25 protein-coding genes are annotated in these 20,872 nt (G+C 57.2%); 9 read left to right on the top strand and 16 right to left on the bottom strand.

Translation table 11 applies throughout. The features are described 5' to 3' along the window. Positions 1–204, top strand: a 204-nt coding sequence (locus FKM52_RS17090; RefSeq protein ID WP_141177366.1) for a DUF596 domain-containing protein, incomplete at its 5' end; no start/stop codon positions are given. A gap of 94 nt (positions 205–298) precedes the next feature. On the opposite strand, the gene fliR is transcribed toward FKM52_RS17090, so the two are convergent. The 13 genes from fliR to fliF form a co-directional block, all read right to left on the bottom strand. Then, entirely contained in the window at positions 299–1,078 is a 780-nt protein-coding gene (gene fliR, locus FKM52_RS17095) for a flagellar biosynthetic protein FliR (RefSeq protein WP_141177367.1), read from the bottom strand. A 4-nt stretch (positions 1,079–1,082) separates the two neighbouring features. After that, positions 1,083–1,352 carry a flagellar biosynthesis protein FliQ gene (gene fliQ, locus FKM52_RS17100; protein ID WP_141177368.1) on the bottom strand — a complete coding sequence of 90 codons (270 nt, stop codon included), beginning with the start codon at positions 1,350–1,352 and terminating at the stop codon, positions 1,083–1,085. Positions 1,353–1,367: 15 nt separating this feature from the next. Continuing rightward, the gene (fliP, locus tag FKM52_RS17105; RefSeq protein WP_141177481.1) at positions 1,368–2,120 is read right to left on the bottom strand and encodes a flagellar type III secretion system pore protein FliP; all 753 of its coding nucleotides are present in this window, start codon (positions 2,118–2,120) and stop codon (positions 1,368–1,370) included. Positions 2,121–2,125: 5 nt separating this feature from the next. Beyond that, positions 2,126–2,488: a flagellar biosynthetic protein FliO gene (gene fliO / locus FKM52_RS17110; RefSeq protein WP_141177369.1), complete on the bottom strand. Its 363-nt coding sequence runs from the start codon at positions 2,486–2,488 to the stop codon at positions 2,126–2,128. Positions 2,489–2,527: 39 nt separating this feature from the next. Then, entirely contained in the window at positions 2,528–2,932 is a 405-nt protein-coding gene (gene fliN / locus FKM52_RS17115) for a flagellar motor switch protein FliN (RefSeq protein ID WP_141177370.1), read from the bottom strand. Then, positions 2,925–3,938 carry a flagellar motor switch protein FliM gene (gene fliM / locus FKM52_RS17120; RefSeq protein ID WP_141177371.1) on the bottom strand — a complete coding sequence of 338 codons (1,014 nt, stop codon included), beginning with the start codon at positions 3,936–3,938 and terminating at the stop codon, positions 2,925–2,927. Before fliM ends, fliN begins: the two co-directional genes overlap by 8 nt. Before the next feature lie 5 nt (positions 3,939–3,943). Further along, positions 3,944–4,450, bottom strand: a complete 507-nt coding sequence (fliL, locus tag FKM52_RS17125; protein WP_141177372.1) for a flagellar basal body-associated protein FliL — start codon at positions 4,448–4,450, stop codon at positions 3,944–3,946. Between the two features lie 141 nt (positions 4,451–4,591). After that, positions 4,592–5,707 (bottom strand): flagellar hook-length control protein FliK, encoded by a 1,116-nt coding sequence (locus FKM52_RS17130; protein WP_141177373.1) that lies wholly within the window; start codon positions 5,705–5,707, stop codon positions 4,592–4,594. Beyond that, positions 5,704–6,153 carry a flagellar export protein FliJ gene (gene fliJ, locus FKM52_RS17135; protein ID WP_141177374.1) on the bottom strand — a complete coding sequence of 150 codons (450 nt, stop codon included), beginning with the start codon at positions 6,151–6,153 and terminating at the stop codon, positions 5,704–5,706. The genes FKM52_RS17130 and fliJ overlap by 4 nt, the downstream gene beginning before the upstream one ends. A 13-nt stretch (positions 6,154–6,166) precedes the next feature. Beyond that, the gene (fliI, locus tag FKM52_RS17140; RefSeq protein WP_141177375.1) at positions 6,167–7,537 is read right to left on the bottom strand and encodes a flagellar protein export ATPase FliI; all 1,371 of its coding nucleotides are present in this window, start codon (positions 7,535–7,537) and stop codon (positions 6,167–6,169) included. Beyond that, on the bottom strand, positions 7,534–8,235 hold the full coding sequence (locus FKM52_RS17145; RefSeq protein ID WP_141177376.1) for a flagellar assembly protein FliH: 702 nt from the start codon (positions 8,233–8,235) through the stop codon (positions 7,534–7,536). Before FKM52_RS17145 ends, fliI begins: the two co-directional genes overlap by 4 nt. Continuing rightward, positions 8,228–9,214, bottom strand: a complete 987-nt coding sequence (gene fliG, locus FKM52_RS17150) for a flagellar motor switch protein FliG (RefSeq protein ID WP_141177377.1) — start codon at positions 9,212–9,214, stop codon at positions 8,228–8,230. Before fliG ends, FKM52_RS17145 begins: the two co-directional genes overlap by 8 nt. Further along, on the bottom strand, positions 9,211–10,854 hold the full coding sequence (fliF, locus tag FKM52_RS17155; protein WP_141177378.1) for a flagellar basal-body MS-ring/collar protein FliF: 1,644 nt from the start codon (positions 10,852–10,854) through the stop codon (positions 9,211–9,213). The genes fliG and fliF overlap by 4 nt, the downstream gene beginning before the upstream one ends. Positions 10,855–11,145: 291 nt before the next feature. On the opposite strand from fliF, the gene fliE reads away from it, so the two are divergent. The 8 genes from fliE to FKM52_RS17195 all read left to right on the top strand — a co-directional run bounded on the left by fliE (position 11,146) and on the right by FKM52_RS17195 (position 18,370). Next, complete coding sequence (gene fliE / locus FKM52_RS17160) at positions 11,146–11,478, top strand: flagellar hook-basal body complex protein FliE (RefSeq protein WP_141177379.1); 333 nt, start codon at positions 11,146–11,148, stop codon at positions 11,476–11,478. A gap of 208 nt (positions 11,479–11,686) precedes the next feature. After that, complete coding sequence (locus FKM52_RS17165) at positions 11,687–12,532, top strand: CheR family methyltransferase (RefSeq protein ID WP_246085549.1); 846 nt, start codon at positions 11,687–11,689, stop codon at positions 12,530–12,532. Then, the gene (locus FKM52_RS17170) at positions 12,532–13,581 is read left to right on the top strand and encodes a protein-glutamate methylesterase/protein-glutamine glutaminase (protein WP_141177380.1); all 1,050 of its coding nucleotides are present in this window, start codon (positions 12,532–12,534) and stop codon (positions 13,579–13,581) included. The genes FKM52_RS17165 and FKM52_RS17170 overlap by 1 nt, the downstream gene beginning before the upstream one ends. Positions 13,582–13,639: 58 nt before the next feature. Continuing rightward, on the top strand, positions 13,640–14,029 hold the full coding sequence (gene cheY, locus FKM52_RS17175) for a chemotaxis response regulator CheY (protein ID WP_141177381.1): 390 nt from the start codon (positions 13,640–13,642) through the stop codon (positions 14,027–14,029). A gap of 5 nt (positions 14,030–14,034) precedes the next feature. Then, entirely contained in the window at positions 14,035–14,676 is a 642-nt protein-coding gene (gene cheZ, locus FKM52_RS17180) for a protein phosphatase CheZ (protein WP_141177382.1), read from the top strand. Positions 14,677–14,700: 24 nt separating this feature from the next. Further along, complete coding sequence (gene flhB, locus FKM52_RS17185; RefSeq protein ID WP_141177383.1) at positions 14,701–15,846, top strand: flagellar biosynthesis protein FlhB; 1,146 nt, start codon at positions 14,701–14,703, stop codon at positions 15,844–15,846. Further along, positions 15,846–17,954: a flagellar biosynthesis protein FlhA gene (gene flhA / locus FKM52_RS17190; protein ID WP_141177384.1), complete on the top strand. Its 2,109-nt coding sequence runs from the start codon at positions 15,846–15,848 to the stop codon at positions 17,952–17,954. The genes flhB and flhA overlap by 1 nt, the downstream gene beginning before the upstream one ends. Further along, entirely contained in the window at positions 17,951–18,370 is a 420-nt protein-coding gene (locus FKM52_RS17195; RefSeq protein WP_244316890.1) for a flagellar protein FlhE, read from the top strand. Before flhA ends, FKM52_RS17195 begins: the two co-directional genes overlap by 4 nt. Before the next feature lie 69 nt (positions 18,371–18,439). Here FKM52_RS17195 and FKM52_RS17200 read toward each other — a convergent pair whose 3' ends face one another. Genes FKM52_RS17200 through fliD form a run of 3 tightly spaced genes read right to left on the bottom strand, consistent with a single transcriptional unit; the run spans position 18,440 to position 20,693 of the window. After that, positions 18,440–18,778: a flagellar protein FliT gene (locus tag FKM52_RS17200; RefSeq protein WP_244316891.1), complete on the bottom strand. Its 339-nt coding sequence runs from the start codon at positions 18,776–18,778 to the stop codon at positions 18,440–18,442. Positions 18,779–18,790: 12 nt separating this feature from the next. Further along, positions 18,791–19,177 carry a flagellar export chaperone FliS gene (gene fliS / locus FKM52_RS17205; RefSeq protein ID WP_141177385.1) on the bottom strand — a complete coding sequence of 129 codons (387 nt, stop codon included), beginning with the start codon at positions 19,175–19,177 and terminating at the stop codon, positions 18,791–18,793. Positions 19,178–19,232: 55 nt separating this feature from the next. Further along, positions 19,233–20,693 (bottom strand): flagellar filament capping protein FliD, encoded by a 1,461-nt coding sequence (gene fliD, locus FKM52_RS17210; protein ID WP_141177386.1) that lies wholly within the window; start codon positions 20,691–20,693, stop codon positions 19,233–19,235. Positions 20,694–20,872 lie beyond the last annotated feature (179 nt).

Here is a 20,872-nt window from a genome sequence, read left to right on the forward strand (position 1 = left end):
GAAAAACTGCTTCAGGAAGGGCGGATTAAATTAGCCAAAGATGGCATTTTTTTAGCGGGCACGGTTAAAGAACAGCTGAAGCTCTTCTGTAAACATTTTCCAAAAAATGAAGTTGAAATGAATGATGGAACCTGGTTTTTTTATGATAGCTGCCCTGGCGGAGCGGTCTGGATATTTCCCGATCGTCCTCCCGAATGGACCTGACCCCCTTCCTCTGCTTTGGCCATTAAAGATTAATTCGGCAAACTACAGATGCTAACAACAGCACATTGGCCTGGCAAGGCCGGGCCAGCGGATATCAGGGCGTAAACAGCAGCAGGATCTGCGAAAGTCGGCTAAAAAAGCGCTCCATCAGGTAGCTAAAATAGGGCGAAAGGTGGTTGACTGACAGCAGCAGCGCCAGCATGCCTGCGGTTAAGGTTAGCGGAAAGCCGACCACGAAGATCGATAGCTGCGGCGTCAGGCGGTTAAGCAGCCCCAGCGTCAGGTTAATTGCCAGCAGCAGCGTAATTACCGGCAGCCCCAGCCCCACGCCGCACTGAAAGATCAGCCCCGCCGTCTGAGCAAGCGCGAAAAAAGCATCACGACTAAGCGGCGCCGTGCTGATGGGGATCAGCTGAAAACTCTCCGCCAGAACATTCAGCATCAGCAAATGGCCGTTGAACAGCAGAAACAGCAGGATGGAAAGCAGATTAAGTATGCGGGCTATCACCGGCATATTTTCGCCGCCGGAGGGATCGAAAAAGGTAGCGAAAGAAAGCCCCATCTGTAAACCGATAATCTCACCGGCGTAGCGCACGGCAACGAAAATCATCTGTATCGTCAGCCCCATGGCCGCGCCAATCAGCATCTGCTGGCAGCCAACCCACAGCCCCATAATGGAGAATAACGGCACCGAATTATCCGGCAGATTGTGACCAATAAGAAAAGTGATCAGCGCCGCCAGCCCAACCTTGACCCGCACGCCGATAGCCTTGTCGTTAAATACCGGCGCAGTGCTAAACAGCGCCAGGATACGCATCAGCGGCCAGAAATAGTGGCTCACCAGCAGCGGCAGCGCGTCCAGCGAGTAGCTCATCGTCTCAGCCAATCATTTGCGGCAGATTAGTATAAAGCGCGCGCATATAGTCCAGCATGGTCGCCAGCATGGTAGGACCAAGCGCGACGGCAACCGCCACGATCACCAGAATTTTGGGAATAAAGCTCAGCGTCATCTCATTAATCTGGGTCGATGCCTGTAAAATACTGACGATAAGACCGGTAACCAGCGCAGCGAGCAGCAGCGGCGCGGCAATAATCAGCCCCACCTTGATCGCCTGAAAACCCATAGCCATTACGCTATCCGGCGTCATATATCCTCCTGCCTGTTAATAAAAGGTCTGCGCCAGCGAGCCCATAATCAGCTGCCAGCCATCTACCAGCACGAACAGCATCAGCTTAAACGGCAGCGAAATGGTAGCCGGCGGCACCATCATCATCCCCAGCGCCATCAGTACGCTGGCAACCACCAGATCGATAATCAAAAAGGGAATGAAGACGGCAAAGCCGATCTGAAAACCGGTTTTAAGTTCACTGGTAACGAAAGCGGGTAACAGGATGCGCAACGGCACTTCATCGGGCGTAGCGAAATTGTCCAGCTTCGCCATACGGGTATAAAGCGCTAAATCCGCTTCGCGCGTATGTTCCAGCATAAACTCGCGCATCGGTTTTGCCGCGCGCGGCAGCGCCTCCTCCAGCGAAATTTTATCCTGCGACAGCGGCAGCCACGCATCGTCATAGACCTGGTTAAATACCGGCGACATCACAAAAAAGGTAAGAAACAGCGCCAGTCCCAGCAGCACCTGATTGGGCGGCGTGGAGGGCGTACCCAGCGCGTTACGCAGCAGTCCCAGCACGATAATCACGCGGGTAAAACCGGTCATCATCAGCAGGATAGCCGGTAAAAAAGTCAGGGAGGTGAGCAGAACCAGCGTCTGAATCGGCAGAGACCAGCCCTCGCCGCCGCCGGTAGCGCGCGTTAGCAGGATATCGCCATTAGCGGCCCAGGCGGCATGCGCCGGCAGCAGCAGCAACGACAGCAGCAGCGCAATACAACGGCGTCGCCATAGCGCATGTAACATCAAATTCACTCTTCAGGCTCCACCTTATCGCGTTTTAACAGACGCTTCAGGGTCTGCTGAAAATTCGGCGTCTCGCCTGCTTCATGCGGCGCCGGCGTTGGCGCCGACAGGCGCCCAAGACGCGTGATAGCGCCGGGCGTTACGCCCAGCAGCAGGCGCTCGCCATCAATCTCAACAACCACAAGCCGCTCTCGCTGCCCCAGAGAATAGCTGGCTTTTACTGCGATAATATTGCCGTCGGCGCGCAGGCGAGACGCCAGCCCGCTGCGCCGCGCCAGCCAGGCGCAGGCAAAAATCAGCAAAATAACCAACGCCATCGCGCCGCCAATTTGCATTACCAGAGAGGCGGGCGTGGATGTATCTGTCATGGCGGATCGGCCTGTTTCCGTTAGCGCTGTCGCGCGGCATCAGCGGCTTAAGCGCTGCATACGTTCAGAAGGAGTGATGATATCGGTAATGCGGATGCCGAATTTATCAGATACCACAACCACTTCGCCCTGGGCGATTAAGTAACCGTTGATCAGGATATCAAGCGGTTCGCCAGCGAGGCCGTCCAGCGTGACCACCGAACCCTGGCTAAGGCGCAGCAGCTCTTTAATGGTCATTTTGGTGCGCCCCAGCTCAACGGTCATCTTCACTGGAATATCCAGGATAAGCTTGAGATCCTCGCTGAACGCGGCCACCGGCGCGTCTTTCGGCATCACCGGCGCAGCGGGCTGGCTTTCCGCCGTCATCTGCTCGGCCAATGCTTCGCCCCAGAGGCTATCCACTGATGGTTCATCAGCACCAGACGGTAGTTTGGCGTCACTCATGGGGACTCTGCTCCTTATTTAATGACGGTAAAGTCGGGTTTAGTAATTGCTCAACCTTGAGGGCATACTGGCCATTCACGCTGCCATATTTCCCCGTCAGCACCGGGTAGCCATCCACGCAGGCTTCGACATGTTCGGGCTTGTCCAGCGGGATCACATCGCCGGTTTGCAGCTCCAGAATTTTTGACAGGCGCGTCTGAACCTCGGTGAAATTAGCAATCAGCTCCACCTCGGTATCTTTAACCTGCGTCGCCAGCACCGTGCGCCACTGATCGTCTTCCTGACGGGAGTTTTCCAGCGGCGGGTTGGTTAACAGCTCGCGTAATGGTTCGATAATGCTGAAGGGAATGCAGATATCGAATTCGCCGCTTTGCGAACCGATTTCCACATAAAACGGCGTCGTCACCACGATATCGTTCGGCGACGAGGTAATATTGGTGAACTTCACCTGTATCTCGGCGCGCACGTATTCGGTTTTCAGGGTAAAAATGGAGCTCCAGGCATAGTCATACGCCTCCAGCGCCATCGACAGCATACGTTTAATAATGCGCTGTTCGGTGGGGGTAAATTCACGCCCTTCTACCTTGGTAGGAAAGCGTCCATCGCCACCGAACAGGTTATCCACCGCCATAAAGACCAGGCTGGGCGAGAAGACGAACAGCGCCGTCCCGCGCAACGGATTCATATGCACCAGATTCAGGTTGGTAGGCACCGGCAGATTACGGGCGAATTCATGATAGGGCTGAATCTTAATATTCCCGGCGGTAATATCCGGGCTGCGCCGCAGCAGATTAAACAACCCGACGCGGAACTGGCGCGCAAAGCGTTCGTTGATTATCTCAAGAGAGTGCAGGCGCTCACGCACCACGCGGCGCTGAGTATTCGGGTCGTACGGCTTAATCGACTCATCGCCGCTGAGACTTTCCACAACGTGCTCAGCGTCGCTGTTGCTACCACCATTCAGCAGGCGATCAATTTCCGCCTGCGATAAGATGCTGTCAGACATAAGGATTACCGTAAAATAAAGGCGTTAAATAAAACATCTGTAACCTGCACGCCCTGTTTGGCATCAAGCGGTTTCTCCAGTGCCTGTTTAATATCCTGGACAAGCTGCGCCTTGCCTTCCTGATGCGATAACTCTTCCGCGCTACGCCCGGTAAATAAAATTAACAGGCGGCTGCGTACTTCTGGTAAAAACTTTTCGATCAGCGCTTTATCATCATCTTTACTGACGCGCAGCGTCAGGCCAATATAAAGTACGCGATCGTATTCTTCTTCGTTGGGTCGTAAACTAACGGTAAAAGTATCTAACGGTACATAAACCGGCATCACTGGCGCAACGGGTTCTGTAGTTTCAGGCGCGTCGCCGCTTGACAACAGGCGCGTCTGCATATTTTTCATTTCATAAAGCGAATATGCCGCGACGCCGCAGGCAAAAACAGCGATTAACAAAATGATAAAAATAAAGAGCGTGCGTAATTTACCCTTCCCTGGCGCCTTCTTTTTTTTATTTGACATCTAATTAACAATTCCTGTTGTAAACCACCTGGTGTTCAATTAATAAGGCTTAATTGAATAGCGAATTCTATTACACGCAGGCGTAGTGACAATTCGTCAAAAAGCAGAAATTACTGCTGGCGATATTGTCGTTTAACGCGTTTAAGCAAAAATACTGATGCCGGAGGCCTGTCCATGTATTAGTCGCGGTGATGTTTCTTCTTCCACCTCCGCCGCTATAGCGGATTCCCGCTCCTGCTGCGACTGCGATGAATGGCCGGAACCGGATTCCGAGGATCCCCACGCTGGCGCTTCGCTACCGACGCTGCCCTGACCCAGCTGGATGCCTGATTCAGCCAGCGAGGCGCGCAGATGCGGCATGGCGGCTTCCAGCGCGGCGCGCACCTGATGGTGCTCGGTCATAAAGTGCAGCTGCGCCTGGTCATGACTCAGACGCAGGTTGATCTGTAACGGCCCCAGCTCTTCCGGATGCAGACGCAGCTCGGCATGGTGCACGCCGTTGCGGGTAAAGCTGCTGAGCTGATGGCCCAGCGCCTGCTGCCAGGCGGGCGATCCCACCTTCTCTTCCAGCGTCGCGTAGGCCGTTGCCGGCGTCATCGGGGCGCTGCTGCTGCTGGCCGGCTGGGTCAGCGTAGTCGTGGAGGTGGTAAAAGGCAGCGAGACCGGACGGTGCTCAGCTGCCGGCGCGTTATCCACGCTGACTGGCTCGCGCGCTTCCACCGGCAACTGCTCTTGCTCTGGCTGATCCGGCACCGCAAAAGCACTGGCCGCCTGCGTCTGCGCCGCGCTTTGCGCCGCTGCTGGCGTCTGCGGCGTTACGGACGGCTCCGCCGCCACGGCGGACTGCGGGCTGGCGATCATGCGCAGCAGATCGGTTACGGCGTTTTTATGCGGTTCGGCTGGCGCGTCGGCGGTTTCAGGCACGACGGCGGCGGCGGCCGCCTGCGGCAAAGCGGGCGCCAGCGCGGTTTCAATCAGCGCTGCCGGCGCCAGCACGGGCGCGGACGGTATGCTCAGCCACTGCTCATCGCCAACCTCATCCGGCTTTTTATCTGCCGCCGCGTCGGGATCGATCGGCAGCTCGCCGTCAGGCAGCGCTGCGTCAACCGGCAGTTCTCCGCCCGCCGCCAACGGCAGCAGCGCCAGCTGCATGCCCAGCGTGGTGGCGAAATCGCCGTTCTCGCCGGTTTCAGCCGGCGCATTGCCAGCATTATCGAAAGACGCGCCCGTCAGCGCGGCAACCACGTTTACCATCATAAGCCTGCGCTCCTTAAGCTTGCGCGCTGCGCAAATTCGTCCATCATTTTTTGCTCCTGCCGGCTCTCTTTCAGTTGCAGAACCGCATCGGCACGGCTGATTAAGGTTTCAAACGCGTTCAGCCGCTGCTTATCTTTTTTCCAGCTGTCGAGCGCCCGATCGACCGATTTCTGGCACTCCTCAACGTGGCTGGCGTGCTGTTTGGCTACCCGGCTGAGCGAGGAGATAAAAAACTGATGGCTCAGCAGGTTGACCACCGGCATACCGGTCGCGGACATCGCGTCCTGCAGCTGGCGGCTATATTCCTGTTCATAGCGGGTAAGCTGCTCAAGCTGGGCCGCGGCATTGGCATGCAGCTGGCGCATTTTGCCCAGCTCCTGCGTGGTGTCGTTCAGGGTCTGTTCCGCAAGGTTGCGCAGAACATGCATCGGAGAGCTTTTTGCCATTCGCTATAGTCCATTATTGGTCAGGTAAGTCAGGAAACAGTGTGAAAAGCGCGGCGCATGAGGCTTCGTAATCACTGCAGTCATAAATTCCCTGTTGCAGAAGGCGTTCCATTTGCGGATAAAGCTCGATGGCCTTATCCAGCAAGGGATCGCTGCCGGCGGCGTAGGCGCCGACGCTAACTAAATCGCGGTTGCGCTGCCAGGCGGAGAGCAGCTGTTTAAAGCGCTGCACTTTTTTATAGTGCGCAGGCGCAATCAGCTCCGTCATGGCGCGGCTGATAGAGGCTTCAATATCGATGGCGGGATAGTGCCCCGCCTCCGCCAGCCGTCGTGACAGCACCACGTGCCCGTCAAGGATCGCGCGCGCCGAGTCGGCAATCGGATCCTGCTGGTCATCGCCTTCGGTCAGCACCGTATAGAAGGCGGTAATCGATCCGCCGCCCTGAGTACCGTTACCGGCGCGTTCCACCAGCGCCGGCAGCCTGGCGAAAACCGAGGGCGGATAGCCTTTGGTCGCGGGCGGTTCGCCAATCGCCAGCGCGATTTCACGCTGCGCCATCGCATAACGGGTCAGCGAATCCATAATCAGCAGCACGTTCAGCCCCCGATCGCGGAAATCTTCCGCGATGCGGGTCGCGTAGTCGGCGCCCTGCATACGCAGAATCGGTGAAACGTCGGCGGGCGCGGCAATGACCACCGCGCGGCTTAGCCCCTCTTTGCCGAGGATATTTTCAATAAAATCTTTTACTTCGCGGCCACGTTCGCCAATCAGGCCGACCACGATGACGTCCGCTCTGGTATAGCGCGCCATCATGCCCAACAGCACCGATTTACCCACGCCGGAGCCGGCGAACAGCCCCATACGCTGGCCGCGGCCCACCGTCAACAGGCTGTTAATGGCGCGTACGCCAACGTCCAGCACTGACTTAATCGGATCGCGCAGCAGCGGATTAAACGGCGCGGAGAACAGCGCGCCGCGCTGATGAGTAGCCGGTGCGGGCAGGCCGTCCAGCGGACGGGCGCGCGCATCAAGCACGCGGCCCAGCAGCTCGCGGCCAAGCGGCAGCAGCTTGCCTTTCGCGCTGCCCGGCTCCGGGGCGCAAACGCGCGCGCCGGGCAGGATGCCGTCCATATTTTCCAGCGGCATCAGGTAAAGGATCTGGCCGTTAAAGCCCACCACTTCGCTTTCTACGCTGCCGCCGCCGTGGGCGCTGTCGCGCTCGACCCGACAGAGCGTGCCGATAGGCAGCGCCAGACCTACCGCCTCCATCACCAGACCGGTGGCGCGGGTCAGGCGGCCATAGCGGCGCGAGCCGGCGATCTGAGCGATGCGCTGCTCTTTCTCGTCGATCGCCTGCAGCCACTGCTCAAGCCGCTGGCTCATGCCACATAATCCTCACGACAGATCTGGCAGAGCGACTGCCAGCTGCCGTTCACGGTAGCGTCCAGCTCGCCTTCGGCGGAGGTGATACGGCAGCCGCCGGGCAGCATCGCCTCATCGGCGTGCAGCTCCCAGCCCTGCTGCGCCAGCACCTCGTTCAGCTGCGCCTGTATCAGCGGAAACTCTTCCGCGCTGACCCACAGCTGCGCAGGCGCCTGAAACATCGGCTCTTCCTGCATCAGCGACTGAATTTTTTCCAGCAGCAGCGTACTGTCGCACGCCAGGCTTTTGCCGATGGCGGCGCGCGCCGCCATTAGCGCCAGCTGTACCAGACGAGAAGGAATCACTTTTTCCAGGTTATTCAGCGAGGTCTGGAAAGAGGAGATCAGCGTGGCGAACTGCGCGTTCAGCTTTTCCTGCTGCGCGCGCGCCTCCGCCAGGCCCTGCTCCAGGCCCGCCTGGTGCCCTTCGCGGTAGCCCTGCTCGTAGCCCTGCTGACGGCCCTCTTCCAGCCCTTTCGCCTGGCCCTGCGCCAGACCGCGCTGCTCCGCCTGCTGGCGCAGCCGCTGTAATTCCGCCTGCTGCTGCTCCGCCGTCGGTTCGCCTTCCGTCAGCAGAAAGGCGACAGCAAGATCGTCCTGCGCGCAGAGATCTTCCGGCTGCCAGCTCCGCCATGCGGATGCCGACTGTGAATCAGACATAAACATCCTCGCTGCCACCGATATTGATCTCGCCGCTTTCGGTTAAGCGACGCACAATCTGCAGGATGGTTTTCTGTTCCGCTTCCACCTGCGACATACGTACCGGCCCGCGCACGTTGAGATCTTCGCGCATGATATCCGCCTGACGTTTCGACATATTGCGGAAGAATTTGTCGCGCAGCGGCTGTTCGGCCCCCTTCAGCGCGACAATCAGCGTTTCGTTATCCACATCCTGCAGGATGCGCTGAATGCTGCGGTCTTCGATATCGAGCAGGTTTTCGAACAGGAACATCTCGTCGATGATTTTCTGCGCCAGCTCCTGATCGAACTCGCGCACCGCTTCGATCGCCGCCTCTTCCTGCTGCGATTTCATCAGGTTGAGAATCTCGGCGGCAGGACGCACGCCGCCCATTTTGCTGCGCTTGAGGTTCTGACCATGCAGCAGATTGTTCAGCACTTCCGTCAGTTCCTGCAGCGCCGCCGGCTGCACGCCGCCGAAGGTGGCGATACGCAGCATGATGTCGTTACGTTCGCGGTCGTCGAAACGGGTTAACACATCGGCCGCCTGGGCGCGTTTCAGGTGCACCAGGATGGTGGCGATAATCTGCGGATGCTCTTCATGGATCAGCTCAAATACCGCCTGCGGCTCCATAAAGTTCAGGGTTTCGATGCCGTTGCTGTTGCCCTGGGTATCCAGCAGATCTTCCAGCAGGCTGGAGGCGCGCTCTTCGCCCAGCGCCTGTACCAGCACGTTGCGCAGATAATCGTTGGTATTGATGCTCAGCGCGGCAAATTCGCTGGCGTCGCGCTGGAACTCTTTCAGCGCCTCGCCCAGCTGCTCATGGGTAAAACCGCTCATGCTGACCATGGCGCTACTGATCATCGTCACTTCATGGGTGCTCAGATGACGAAATACCTCAGCGGCCCGCTCTTCGCCCAGCGTGAGCATGATCACCGCGCTTTTTTCACATGCGTTCATGAAGGCTGCTCCTTATTCATCCACTGGCGGATAACGAGGGCAATAACCTGCGGATCCTGCTCAGCCGTGCTGCGCAGCTGCTGGATATTGACCTCGGTTTCGATACGCTGCTGGGCTTTCGCCTGCTCGCGCATCTCCGCTTTACGCATCTGTGCTTTAAATTCAGCCTCGCGCGCCTCTTTCTCCAGCTCCAGCCGCTGCAACGCCAGCTGTTGATGCCTGATCCAGAACGGCTGCAGCATCTTGCGCCAGAGGAACAGCGCCACCAGCGCCACCAGCAGGTAGCGGCCCGCCGTCATCAGCAGCGAAATAAATTCAGGACGCTGCCAGAACGGAATTTCCGGTTCGGCCGGCGCATCGTTAAACTGCGCGTTAACTACGTTCAGCGTATCGCCGCGCTCGCTGGAGAAGCCCATCGCCTCTTTTACCAGCGCCTGAATCTTGCTCATCTGCTCTTCGCTGAGCGCGATCGGCTTGCCTTCGTCATCCAGCTGATAGTTGACCACCACCGCGACGGAGAGACGTTCAATCGTGCCCGCGCTGCGTTTGGTATGGGTGAGCGTGCGGTTCAGCTCATAGTTGGTGGTTTCATCGTTTTGCCGGTTGTAGGGAACGGCGGTTACCGCAGCGTTCGCATCCGCCGCCGGCTGGGTAATCGGCGCGGAGGTCGGCGTCGGCGGCTGATTGCTCAGCGCGCCCGGTACGCCGCCCGGCCCGGATTTATTGCCCTGCTCGCTGCTGCTGGCGTGGCGACTGCGGATGGCCATGGTTTCCGGCGTGGCGTTAGGTTGATACTGCTCCGCCGTCTGCTCATGGGTGGTAAAGTCGACCTGCGCCGTAACCTGAGTTTTTACATTGGCCGCGCCCACCACCGGCGCCAGGATCGCCTGGATACGACGACGGTAATCCGCCTCGATATCGTTGATATATTTGCGCTGGGTGGTTTGTACCGCCTGATCGCCGCGCTGGGTCAGCAGGTTGCCGTTTTGATCGACCAGCGTCACATGATCGGCATTCAGGCCGGGCACGGCGCTGGAAATCAACCAGCTAATAGCGTTAACCTGTCCGGCGTCCAGCGAACGGCCCGCGTTCAGGTTAAGCGTGACGGAAGCGGAAGGAGATTTTTGCTCGCGCACAAACAGCGTCTGTTTCGGCATTGCCAGATGCACGCGCGCCTGACGCACCGGTCCCAGTTTTTCAATGGTACGCGCCAGCTCGCCCTCAAGCGCGCGCTGATAATTGATCTGTTCATTAAACTGGCTGAGGCCGAACTTTTCCTGATCGAGCAGTTCAAAACCTACCTGGCCGCCTCTGGGCAGGCCCTGCTGGGCCAGCTTCAGCCGCGCTTCATAGACGCGATCGGCCGGCACCATAATCGCGCCGCCGTGCTCCTGAAAGCGGTAAGGCACATTCATCTGCGCCAGCTGTGCGACAATCGCTCCGCCGTCTTCATCACTGATATTGCTGTAAAGGGTGCGGTAGTCTGGTGACTTAGCCCAGAAGAATAACGCAATTACAATGGAAACGGCGGCCGCGGCCAGAACGACGAATAAGAACCGTGGATTCGCACGAATGCGTTCCACCGCAGACATCAAATTAGAAGAAGCGTTAATTTTATTACTCTTATTGTTGGCATCCATGCGGTCATCCTGCCTGAAAATAGATGATGCAATCATGCACCGTGAGCCGTTAATCAGCACGCCAACTCCAGTAAAATAGGCGCAATGCCTTTTACCGGCACTGCGCCTTCTAAACATTATCCGCCATTTAGGAAAAATATTAATCCTGAATAAAGGAGTGCTTCTGTCAGCTATTTGAATTATTCGCCATAACTCAAATCATGGTATTCTCGCCATTAATTAAACGTTAATAAAAGGAAAACTTCTGGTGTGACATGTGCGTCAACCGAAGTTATTTCATAAGGGAATGTCATGTCGATTCAATCCACGAATGTCCTGGATCAGATTCAATTTCAGGCGCGTAAAATTGCAGAAACGGGCAATCAACTCTCACTGCATAATACGCAACAAAGCGACAAATCCGTCTCCTTTTCCGACCTTTTAATTAACAGTCTTAACAATATTAACCAATTACAAAGCAGCGCCAGAAACCAGGCTGAAAGTTATTTCACCGGAGCGCCGGGGATTGGGCTTAATGACGTTATGGTCGCGATGCAAAAATCCTCCGTTGCATTAAATCTGGGTATCCAGGTACGCAATAAGTTAGTTAGCGCGTATCAGGAAATCATGAGTATGTCCGTCTGACAGTTAATTGCTGACGCCGCTGTTATTTCGCCGGGGATAACTTATTCCCGGACAGGGCGTTAGCCTGTCCATATTGCTATGTGCCGCCGTGCGCCTGTTCTCTCTCAGGTGAAGATAAAAGAAAGTCGGCCCGGCTGAATCAGCCTCTCAGCGCAGAGGCTGGCGCTGCAGCGTGAATCGGCTAAACGCAACAAGTGAAACCCATAAATTGAACAGTACAAACGTTAACACGCCGCCGGGATTTGTTCTGACAGAAGCGGAGTTACAAAAAATCAGCGCGCTAATTTATCACCGGGCGGGCATCGTGCTGAATCAACAAAAACATGACATGGTTTATAACCGCCTGGCGCGCCGCTTACGTCAGCTGGGGCTGCGCAGTTTTACCGCTTATCTGAACCTGCTGGAATCCGATCCCGCCAGCAGCGAGTGGCAAAACTTTATTAATGCGCTGACCACCAATCTGACGTCGTTTTTTCGGGAAGCCTATCACTTCCCGGTACTGGCGGAGCACGCCCGCAGCCGCGCCAGACAGAATAATTACAGCGTCTGGTGTACCGCCGCCTCTACCGGCGAGGAGGCGTGCTCGATCGCCATAACGCTGAACGAAGCGCTGGGGCAGAGCCTGAGCGGGCCGCGCGTGCTGGCGACCGATATCGATACCGAAGTGCTGGAGAAAGCCGCCAGAGGCATTTACCGGCACAGCGATATTCAGGCGTTAACGCCGGAACAGAAGCGCGCCTGGTTTTTACGCGGCACCGGCGCGCAGCGGGAACAGGTCAAGGTTAAGCCGGCGCTGCTGTCGTCGATTCAGTATCAACAGCTGAATCTGCTGTCGCCGGAGTGGCGCGTACCGGCGCCCTTTGACGCTATTTTTTGTCGTAACGTCATGATCTATTTCGATCAACATACGCAGCATCAGCTCCTGCGGCGCTTTGCGAAAATGCTGAAGCCGGGCGGCCTGTTGTTTGTCGGCCACTCCGAAAATTTTAGCAACATGAACGGGCCGTTTCGCCTGCGAGGTCAGTCAGTTTACTGCCTGGCCCAGGAGAGATAATGAATAAAATCAGGGTACTTTGCGTTGATGACTCCGCGTTAATCCGCAGCATCATGAGCAATATTGTCAACCAGCAGCCGGATATGGAGATGGTGGCGACGGCGCCCGATCCGTTGATTGCCCGCGATCTGATTAAGCGCTATTCACCCGACGTGCTGACGCTGGACGTTGAGATGCCGCGCATGGACGGGCTCGATTTCCTTGAGCGCCTGATGCGTCTGCGCCCGATGCCGGTAATTATGGTCTCTTCCCTGACGCAAAAAGGCTCGGAGATTACCCTTAACGCGCTGGAGCTGGGCGCGATAGATTTCGTCACCAAGCCGGAAATGGGCCTGCGCGACGGGATGCTGCAATACAGCGAGCTGATCGCCGATAAAATCCGCACGGCGGCGCGGGTTCGTCATTTTCCGCAGCATTCAACGGCTACGCCGCCGGCGCGTATGGCAAGCGGCCCGCTGGTCGGCAGTGAAAAAATTATCGCCATCGGCGCCTCAACCGGCGGCACGGAAGCGCTGCGGCGGGTATTAACCGCGATGCCGCTGAACTGCCCAGGCATTGTGATTACTCAGCATATGCCCGCCGGCTTTACCCGCTCTTTTGCCGAGCGCCTGAATAAGCTGTGCCGCATCAATGTGAAAGAGGCGGAAAACGGCGATCGCGTGCTGCCGGGCCATGCCTATATCGCGCCGGGCGGACTGCATCTGGAACTGGCGCGCAGCGGCGCGAACTATCATGCGCAGCTGCAGGATCTGCCGCCGGTCAACCGACACTGCCCGTCGGTCGATCTGCTGTTCCACTCGGTCGCCAAATCAGCAGGCAGCAATGCGGTAGGCGCTATTTTAACCGGCATGGGCCATGACGGCGCCCAGGGGCTGCTGGCGATGCGTAAAGCAGGCGCCCGTACGCTGGCGCAAAGCGAAAAAACCTGCGTGGTATACGGTATGCCGCGCGAAGCCGTCGCGCTCGACGGCGTGGATGAAATTGTCGATCTCGATCAGATGTGTCAGCGCATTCTGAATAACGTTGTCGGACAGGCGCGCCGTATATAGCGCTTTTTATTCATGACCTAATCCGGTTATTTCACTTTTATTACGGACGAATAATAAGATGGCAGACAAAAACTTACGTTTTCTGGTAGTAGATGATTTCGCAACGATGCGTCGTATCGTCCGCAACCTTTTAAAAGATCTCGGCTACAACAACGTTGAAGAAGCAGAAGACGGCAGCGATGCGCTGGCTAAGCTCAAGGCCGCGCCGGTAGATTTTGTTATCAGCGACTGGAATATGCCGAATATGGATGGTCTGCAGCTGCTGAATGAGATCCGTAACGACGCCAACTTCAGCGCCATTCCGGTGCTGATGGTGACGGCGGAAGCCAAAAAAGAAAATATCATCGCGGCGGCGCAGGCTGGCGCCAGCGGTTATGTCGTTAAGCCCTTTACCGCCGCCACGCTCGAAGAGAAGCTGAATAAGATTTTCGAAAAACTAGGATGGTAAAACGCATGGAAGCAGACGCAAGTACAACATCAGCCGATAACCTGAAGGTTATTTTTTCCCAGATTGGTCAACTGGCGCGCCAGCTGCGCGTCAGCCTGAATAACCTCAGCCTCGATCGCGCCATTATGGACGTGGCGGAAGCCATTCCGGACGCGCGCGATCGCCTGAGCTACGTGGTGGATAAAACCTCGCAGGCCGCCGACCGCGTGCTGACCTGCGTCGAAGTCGCCCGCCCCTTGCAGGATGAGCTTAACGCCACCTCAAAAGGCCTTGCGGAGCGCTGGGACGCCTGGTTTGCCGATCCGGTTGAGCTGCCCATCGCCCGCGAGCTGGTGAACGATACGCGCCAGTTCTTAAAACAGACGCCGGAGCTGACCCAGCAAACCAACCAGCAGCTAATGGAAATCATGATGGCGCAGGATTTCCAGGATCTGACCGGTCAGGTGATCAAAAAGATGATGGATCTGATCGCCGAGATCGAAAGCGGCCTGATCCAGGTGCTGGTGGACAATATGCCGGAGAAACCGGCGGCGGAAATCAGCGAAGCCGAAAGCCTGAAAAACGGCCCGCAGCTGGATCACACCAAGGCGGGCGTGGTCGCCTCTCAGGATCAGGTTGACGATCTGCTGGAGAGCCTCGGCTTTTAATTAAAGCCCCAGGAATCAGCGCCGATGTCTGAAGAAAGTGATGTAGAAAAAACCGAAGACCCCACGCCCTACCGGCGTGAGAAGGCGCGCAAAGAGGGGCAAATTCCCCGTTCCAAAGAGCTGACCTCAGTAATGATGCTGCTGGTCGGCTGGTCGCTGATGCTGGCCGGCGGCCACGATCTGGTTATGCATCTGACCAATCTGCTGCACGACGGCCTCACCTTCGACGCGCTGCTGGCGCGCGATACCTCGCTGCTGTTCTGGCAGCTGCGTCATCTGAGCAACGCAGCGCTGCAGGCGCTGCTGCTGCTGCTGCCCGGCCTGTTCCTCACCGCGCTGACTACGCCGATGCTGCTGGGCGGCCTGCACCTTGGCGGCAAATCGCTGAAGCTGGATCTGAAGCGCCTGTCGCCGATTTCCGGCCTGAAGCGTATGTTTTCAGCCCAGGTGGTTTCCGAACTGCTGAAAGGGATACTGAAAGTCACGCTGGTGGGCTGCGTCTGCGGTCTCTATCTCTACCTGCACCGGCAAAATTTCATTCACCTGGTGGAGCAGCCGCTGTATGAGGCGCTCCATAACTTCGCCAGCCTGATTATGGGCTGCCTGCTGATGGTGATTCTGGCGCTGATCCCGATGGTGGGATATGACGTGTTCTGGCAGCTGTTCAGCAACCTGAAGAAGCTGCGCATGAGCCGTCAGGAGATCCGCGACGAGCATAAAGAGCATGAGGGCGATCCCCATGTTAAGGGGCGCATCAAACAGCTGCAGCGCGCCGCCGCTACCCGCCGCATGATGGCGGAACTGCCGAACGCCGACGTAATTATCAATAACCCGACCCACTATTCCGTCGCCCTGCGCTATCAGGAAGGCTCCATGGCCGCGCCGATACTGCTGGCGAAGGGCGCGGGCGAAACCGCCCTGCGCATCCGCGCCGTGGCCGGGGAGCATCGTATTCCGATGCTGGAAGCGCCGCCGCTGGCGCGCGCCCTTTATCGCCACTGCGAGCTGAACGCGCCGATCCCCGCCGCGCTGTATGGCGCGGTGGCCGAGGTTCTCGCCTGGGTCTACAGCCTGCGCCGCTGGCGGCATGCAGGCGGCCTGCGCCCGAAAAAACCCGTTAATCTTCCAGTGCCTGCCGCGCTGGATTTCACCCCTAAGAGTCAAGAGTAATGTCAAATTTCGCCAGCAAGCTTCGTCTGCCGCATTTGAAAGATACACAGTGGCAAATCCTGGCCGGGCCGGTATTAATCATGATGATTCTGGCCATGATGGTACTGCCGCTGCCGGCGTTTTTACTGGATCTGCTGTTCACCTTTAATATCGTTTTATCGCTGATGATATTGATGGTGGCAATGTTCACCCAGAAGACGCTGGAGTTCTCCGCTTTTCCTACCGTTCTGCTGTTCTCGACGCTGCTGCGTCTGGCGCTGAATATCGCCTCGACGCGTATTATCCTGCTGGAAGGCCACACCGGCGCCAGCGCGGCGGGCCAGGTAGTTGAAGCCTTCGGCCACTTCCTGGTGGGCGGCAACTTCGCTATCGGTATCGTGGTATTCGCCATCCTGATCATTATTAACTTTATGGTTATCACCAAAGGCGCCGGACGTATCGCCGAGGTGGGCGCGCGCTTCGTGCTGGACGGCATGCCGGGCAAACAGATGGCGATTGACGCCGATCTGAACGCCGGTCTGATCGGCGAAGAGGAAGCCAAGAAACGTCGCGCCGAGGTAACGCAGGAATCCGATTTCTACGGCTCGATGGACGGCGCCAGTAAATTCGTGCGCGGCGACGCCATTGCGGGCCTGCTGATTATGGCGATTAATATTATCGGCGGCCTGATGATCGGCATGATGCAGCATGATATGTCGTTTGCCCAGGCGGGCGAAGCCTATACGCTGCTGACCATCGGCGACGGCCTGGTGGCGCAGATCCCGGCGCTGATTATCTCCACCGCCGCCGGCGTGATTGTTACCCGCGTGTCAAACGAGCAGGATATCGGCGAGCAGATGGTCAGCCAGCTGCTGAACAACCCGCGTGTAATGCTGCTCTCCGCCGGGGTGATCGGCCTGCTCGGCATTATTCCGGGCATGCCGAACCTGGTGTTCCTGCTGTTTACCGCCGCCCTGCTCGGCGCCGCCTGGTGGTTGCGCGGGCGCGAACTTCCAACTCCTGCGGCGACGGCGGCGCTGGCCGGCAACGCCAGCCGGGAGGCGGCAAAAGCGAAAGCGGAGGCGGCGCAGGCGGCAGAGGCTTCCTGGTCCGACGTACAGCTGGAAGATGTGCTGGGGCTGGAGGTGGGCTACCGCCTGATCCCGCTGGTGGATTCGGCGCAGGATGGACAGCTGCTGGCGCGTATCCGCGGCATCCGTAAAAAATTCGCCCAGGATATGGGCTTCCTGCCGCCGCCGGTACATATCCGCGACAATCTCGATCTGGCGCCGGGCGATTACCGCATCCTGCTCAAAGGGGTGGAAATTGGCCGCGGCGAAATTCAGCCGGAACGCTGGATGGCGATCGATCCCGGCTGCGCCGAGGGCACCCTGAAAGGGCAGCCCTGCCAGGAGCCCGCCTTTGGCCTGCCCGCGGTCTGGATTGATGAAGTGCTGCGCGACCAGGCGGCGATTCAGGGCTATACGGTAGTCGATCCCAGCTCGGTTGTGGCGACGCACCTGAACCACCTGATCGGCCTGCATACCGACGAGCTGTTCAGCCGTCAGGAAACGCAGCAGCTGCTGGATCAGATCGCGAAAGAGATGCCGAAGCTGGTGGAGGATTTTATCCCTACCGTGATGTCGCTGACCCTGTTCCATAAGGTGCTGCAAAATCTGCTGGCGGAGCGCGTCTCAATTCGCGATATGCGCACCATTATCGATACGCTGGCGGAGTTCGCGCCGGGACAGAACGATGCCGATGAGCTGACGGCGCAGGTACGCATTCGCCTAGGGCGCGCCATTACCCAACAGTGGTTCCAGAACCGCCCGGAGATTCAGGTTATCGGCCTCGATATGGAGCTTGAACGTCTGCTAATCCAGGCGATTCAGAACGGCAGCGCCATCGAGCCGGGCATTGCGGAAAACCTGATCGCGCAAACGGAAAAAGCTATTCAGCAGCAGGAGGCGCTCGATGCGCCGCCGGTATTGCTGGTAAACCAGCCGCTGCGGCTGATGCTGTCGCGCTTTCTGCGCCGCGTCTTCCCGCAGCTGGCGGTGCTCTCTAACCTGGAGCTGAATCATAGCCGCACGGTGCGCATGAGCCATGTTATCGGAGGCCAACGATGAAACGGATGAAGCTGATACTGCTGGCTGCCGCGCTGCTGGCCGTCGCCCCGCCGGCGGCGCTGGCGGCGCACGGCGCCTGGAGCGGCAGCGCCGCCGGTCCCCGGCTTAGCGTCGGCAAGCAGAGCTATCCTGGGCCGGCCATCAGCCCGCCCTCGCCGCTGCCGGCAGGCGCCCGCCTGAACCAGATCGCCTGGCGCATCACCCTGCTCTCACCGCCGCCGCCGGGCCTGCAGATTAAACTGTGCAGCGTCAGCGCCTGCATCGAACTGGATCAGCTCGCCGGACAGCGGGCGGCGCCGCTGCCTTTTCTACCCGGCGAGACGCTGCGCTTTATCTACGCGGTAGAGGCTTACGGGCAGCTAAGGCCCCCGGTTCAAATTACGCGTAGCCAGGTGACAGTTAATTATCAGTGGTGAAAAGCGCCCGGGAGAACCGGCATCGGTGAACGGGACAGAGGAGATAGCGGACAGAACGCCCCATCGCCGTTACTGAAACGGCGATATAACCTGCGAGTTGTAGGCCTGACTGCATTTTTTACCGTTATGCAGCGATGAGATGCCTTTTTTCAGTACGTCCAGCCGCGCTTCCAGCGCCCGGCTGATTTCCACTTCGTTACTTTGCAGCGTGGTCAACAGCGCGCTGAGCTGCGCCTTTTCATCTGCGGAGAGCGTGTCCGGCACCTGCTCCAGCATCGCGCCTAAATTGACAATATACTCCTGCGCCAGGGTGACGAAATCGTCCCACTGGCCCTGTCTGGCCATCACCAGCATCGCCTGGTTTATCTCATAAAGCGCGTTGTAATCTTTATTTAGCGGTTTGCTCATAACTTGCCCATGTTAACGTGGTTCAATTTCTTTCCATGTCTCAGCGATATTCATTAAGATCTCATCAACGTGCGCCAGCGGCGTAGGATCGTTATTAAGATTCGCCTGCAGCAGCGTGCGCGACATGTAGCTGTAGAGCGCCTCCAGATCGCGGGCGATCTGCTGTCCCTTTTCATAATCCAGCGCGGAGCGCAGGCCGTTATCAATGATATTAATGGCTTTGGAAATCATTTCGCCGCGGCGGGCGATATTGCCGTTTTCAAAGTAGAGCTGCGCCCGCACGATGGCGCTGTGCGCGCCTTCGAAAAGCATGGTAATCAGCTGGTGCGGCGTCGCGCCCGCCAGGCGACTATGAAGATCGACCTGAGCGTAGGCGCGGGTTCCCTGTTTGGCGTACATTCTTGTCTCCATAAGAGTAAACAGGCAGACAACCTGTTTACTCAGACTCTGTTGGTTAACCGATGGTGGATAAGACAGCGGTTAGCTGGTTGCTCAAGTTATTCAGCTGCGACATGGTGGAGTCCAGGTTCTGAAACTGCACACGATAGCGCTCAACCTGCGCATCGATTAGCTTCTGCGTTTTATCGATCTGCTCTTTAACCAGCTTAACCTGTTCATCAAGGGTATCGGTCATGCCCTTGATGAGGCCATCCTTCTTGTTTTCCGTGTCACCAACGTACTTGGTAATGGCCTCGCTCAGTACGCCAGCCAAACCTTCGCTATCGCCGCGCCCCTTGAAGATGCGCCCAATTTCCTCAGGGTTATCTTCAATCGCCTTATCCAGCTTTTTCTCGTCCAGCGTTATCTGTCCGGTGGCGGCGTCGACTTTAATGCCGAGCGAGGCGAGTGAATCATAATCCGCACCTTTTTCACCATATACACCGTTTATTGCCGAGCGCAACTCACCCACCAGGCTACGTAGTGTGCCGTCGCCCATTAAAGCCCCGTTCTCTGAACTGGTGGTAGCCACCTCATCATCTGCTAAACCGGAGGTATCTTTAGGCACATATTTGCTGGCGGCGGAGGTTTGCGTCAGTAGCGCATTATATTGCTTCACAAACTCCTGTAGCGTGGACTTGATCGCCGTATTGTCGACGTTGAGCGTCAGCTGCTCCGCGGCGCCGTTTTCAGAGACGCTTTTCAGGTTTAAAGTTACGCCGGCGATAATATCGGAGATGCTGTTACTGGAGCGGGTGTAGGTAATACCGTCTACCGTCACCTCAGCGTCCTGCGCTTTGGCGATGGAGATCATCTTATCGCCGCTGGTGGTGTCATTCTCATCAGGTTTGCCGCCCTTTGAGGTATTGAGGATATTGGCCAGCTTGTCATCACCCTCTACGTTCACCGACATCTCCCCCTCGGTGCCGGTAGTGCGCGAGCTTAAGACCAGTACATATTCCGAGCCGGTGCGCTGCACCGAGGCGCGCACGTCACCATCCTCTTTGTTAATCTTTTTGGCGATCTGCTCAAGCGAGGTTTCATCATCCTTCAGAGTGACCTTGATCTCTTTGCCATTTTTCTGGGTAATGGTCAGGGTTCGGCTGCCGCCGTTCTGCTCGCCCAGCTGAGTTTCATTGCTCTTCTGAGCTGCGGTTTTCAGCTTATGTCCGGTCGCCAGCTGTGAAACGATCACGCTGTGGGAGTCGGCGTCGGCGTCTGAGGTCGCCGTCGCTTTGAACGCTTTGTTATCGCTCACGGTCAGCGTATTAAAGGCTTCGCCGCTGAGCTTTTTGATTGTGGTTTGCAGGCTGGAAAGCGCGCTGGAAATTTTTCCCCAGGCGGAAATTTTGTTTTCGTAGCCGTTTTTTAATTTGGTGTAGGGGTTAAGACGGGTCTGCTCAGCCGCTTGCATCTGCGTCAGCATCTTCGCCGTATCCAGTCCGGAACCGATGCCGAGGGAAGATAGGGTTGCCATGTTATTCTCCTTTGAGGATTTATTCTTGCCTGGTCTCTTTTTAGCTATCGGTATAAACCGCACGAAGATAAATCTTTTTCTTCCCGCTTATTGATTAAACACCCCTCTTTAACGGCATTTTTTCCGTAATTTCTCATCACGGTTATCAACTATTTACTTACTGGTAAGCAATTTGTTTA

It is taken from the genome of Mixta tenebrionis (genome assembly GCF_006517625.1).
Classification (GTDB): domain Bacteria; phylum Pseudomonadota; class Gammaproteobacteria; order Enterobacterales; family Enterobacteriaceae; genus Mixta; species Mixta tenebrionis.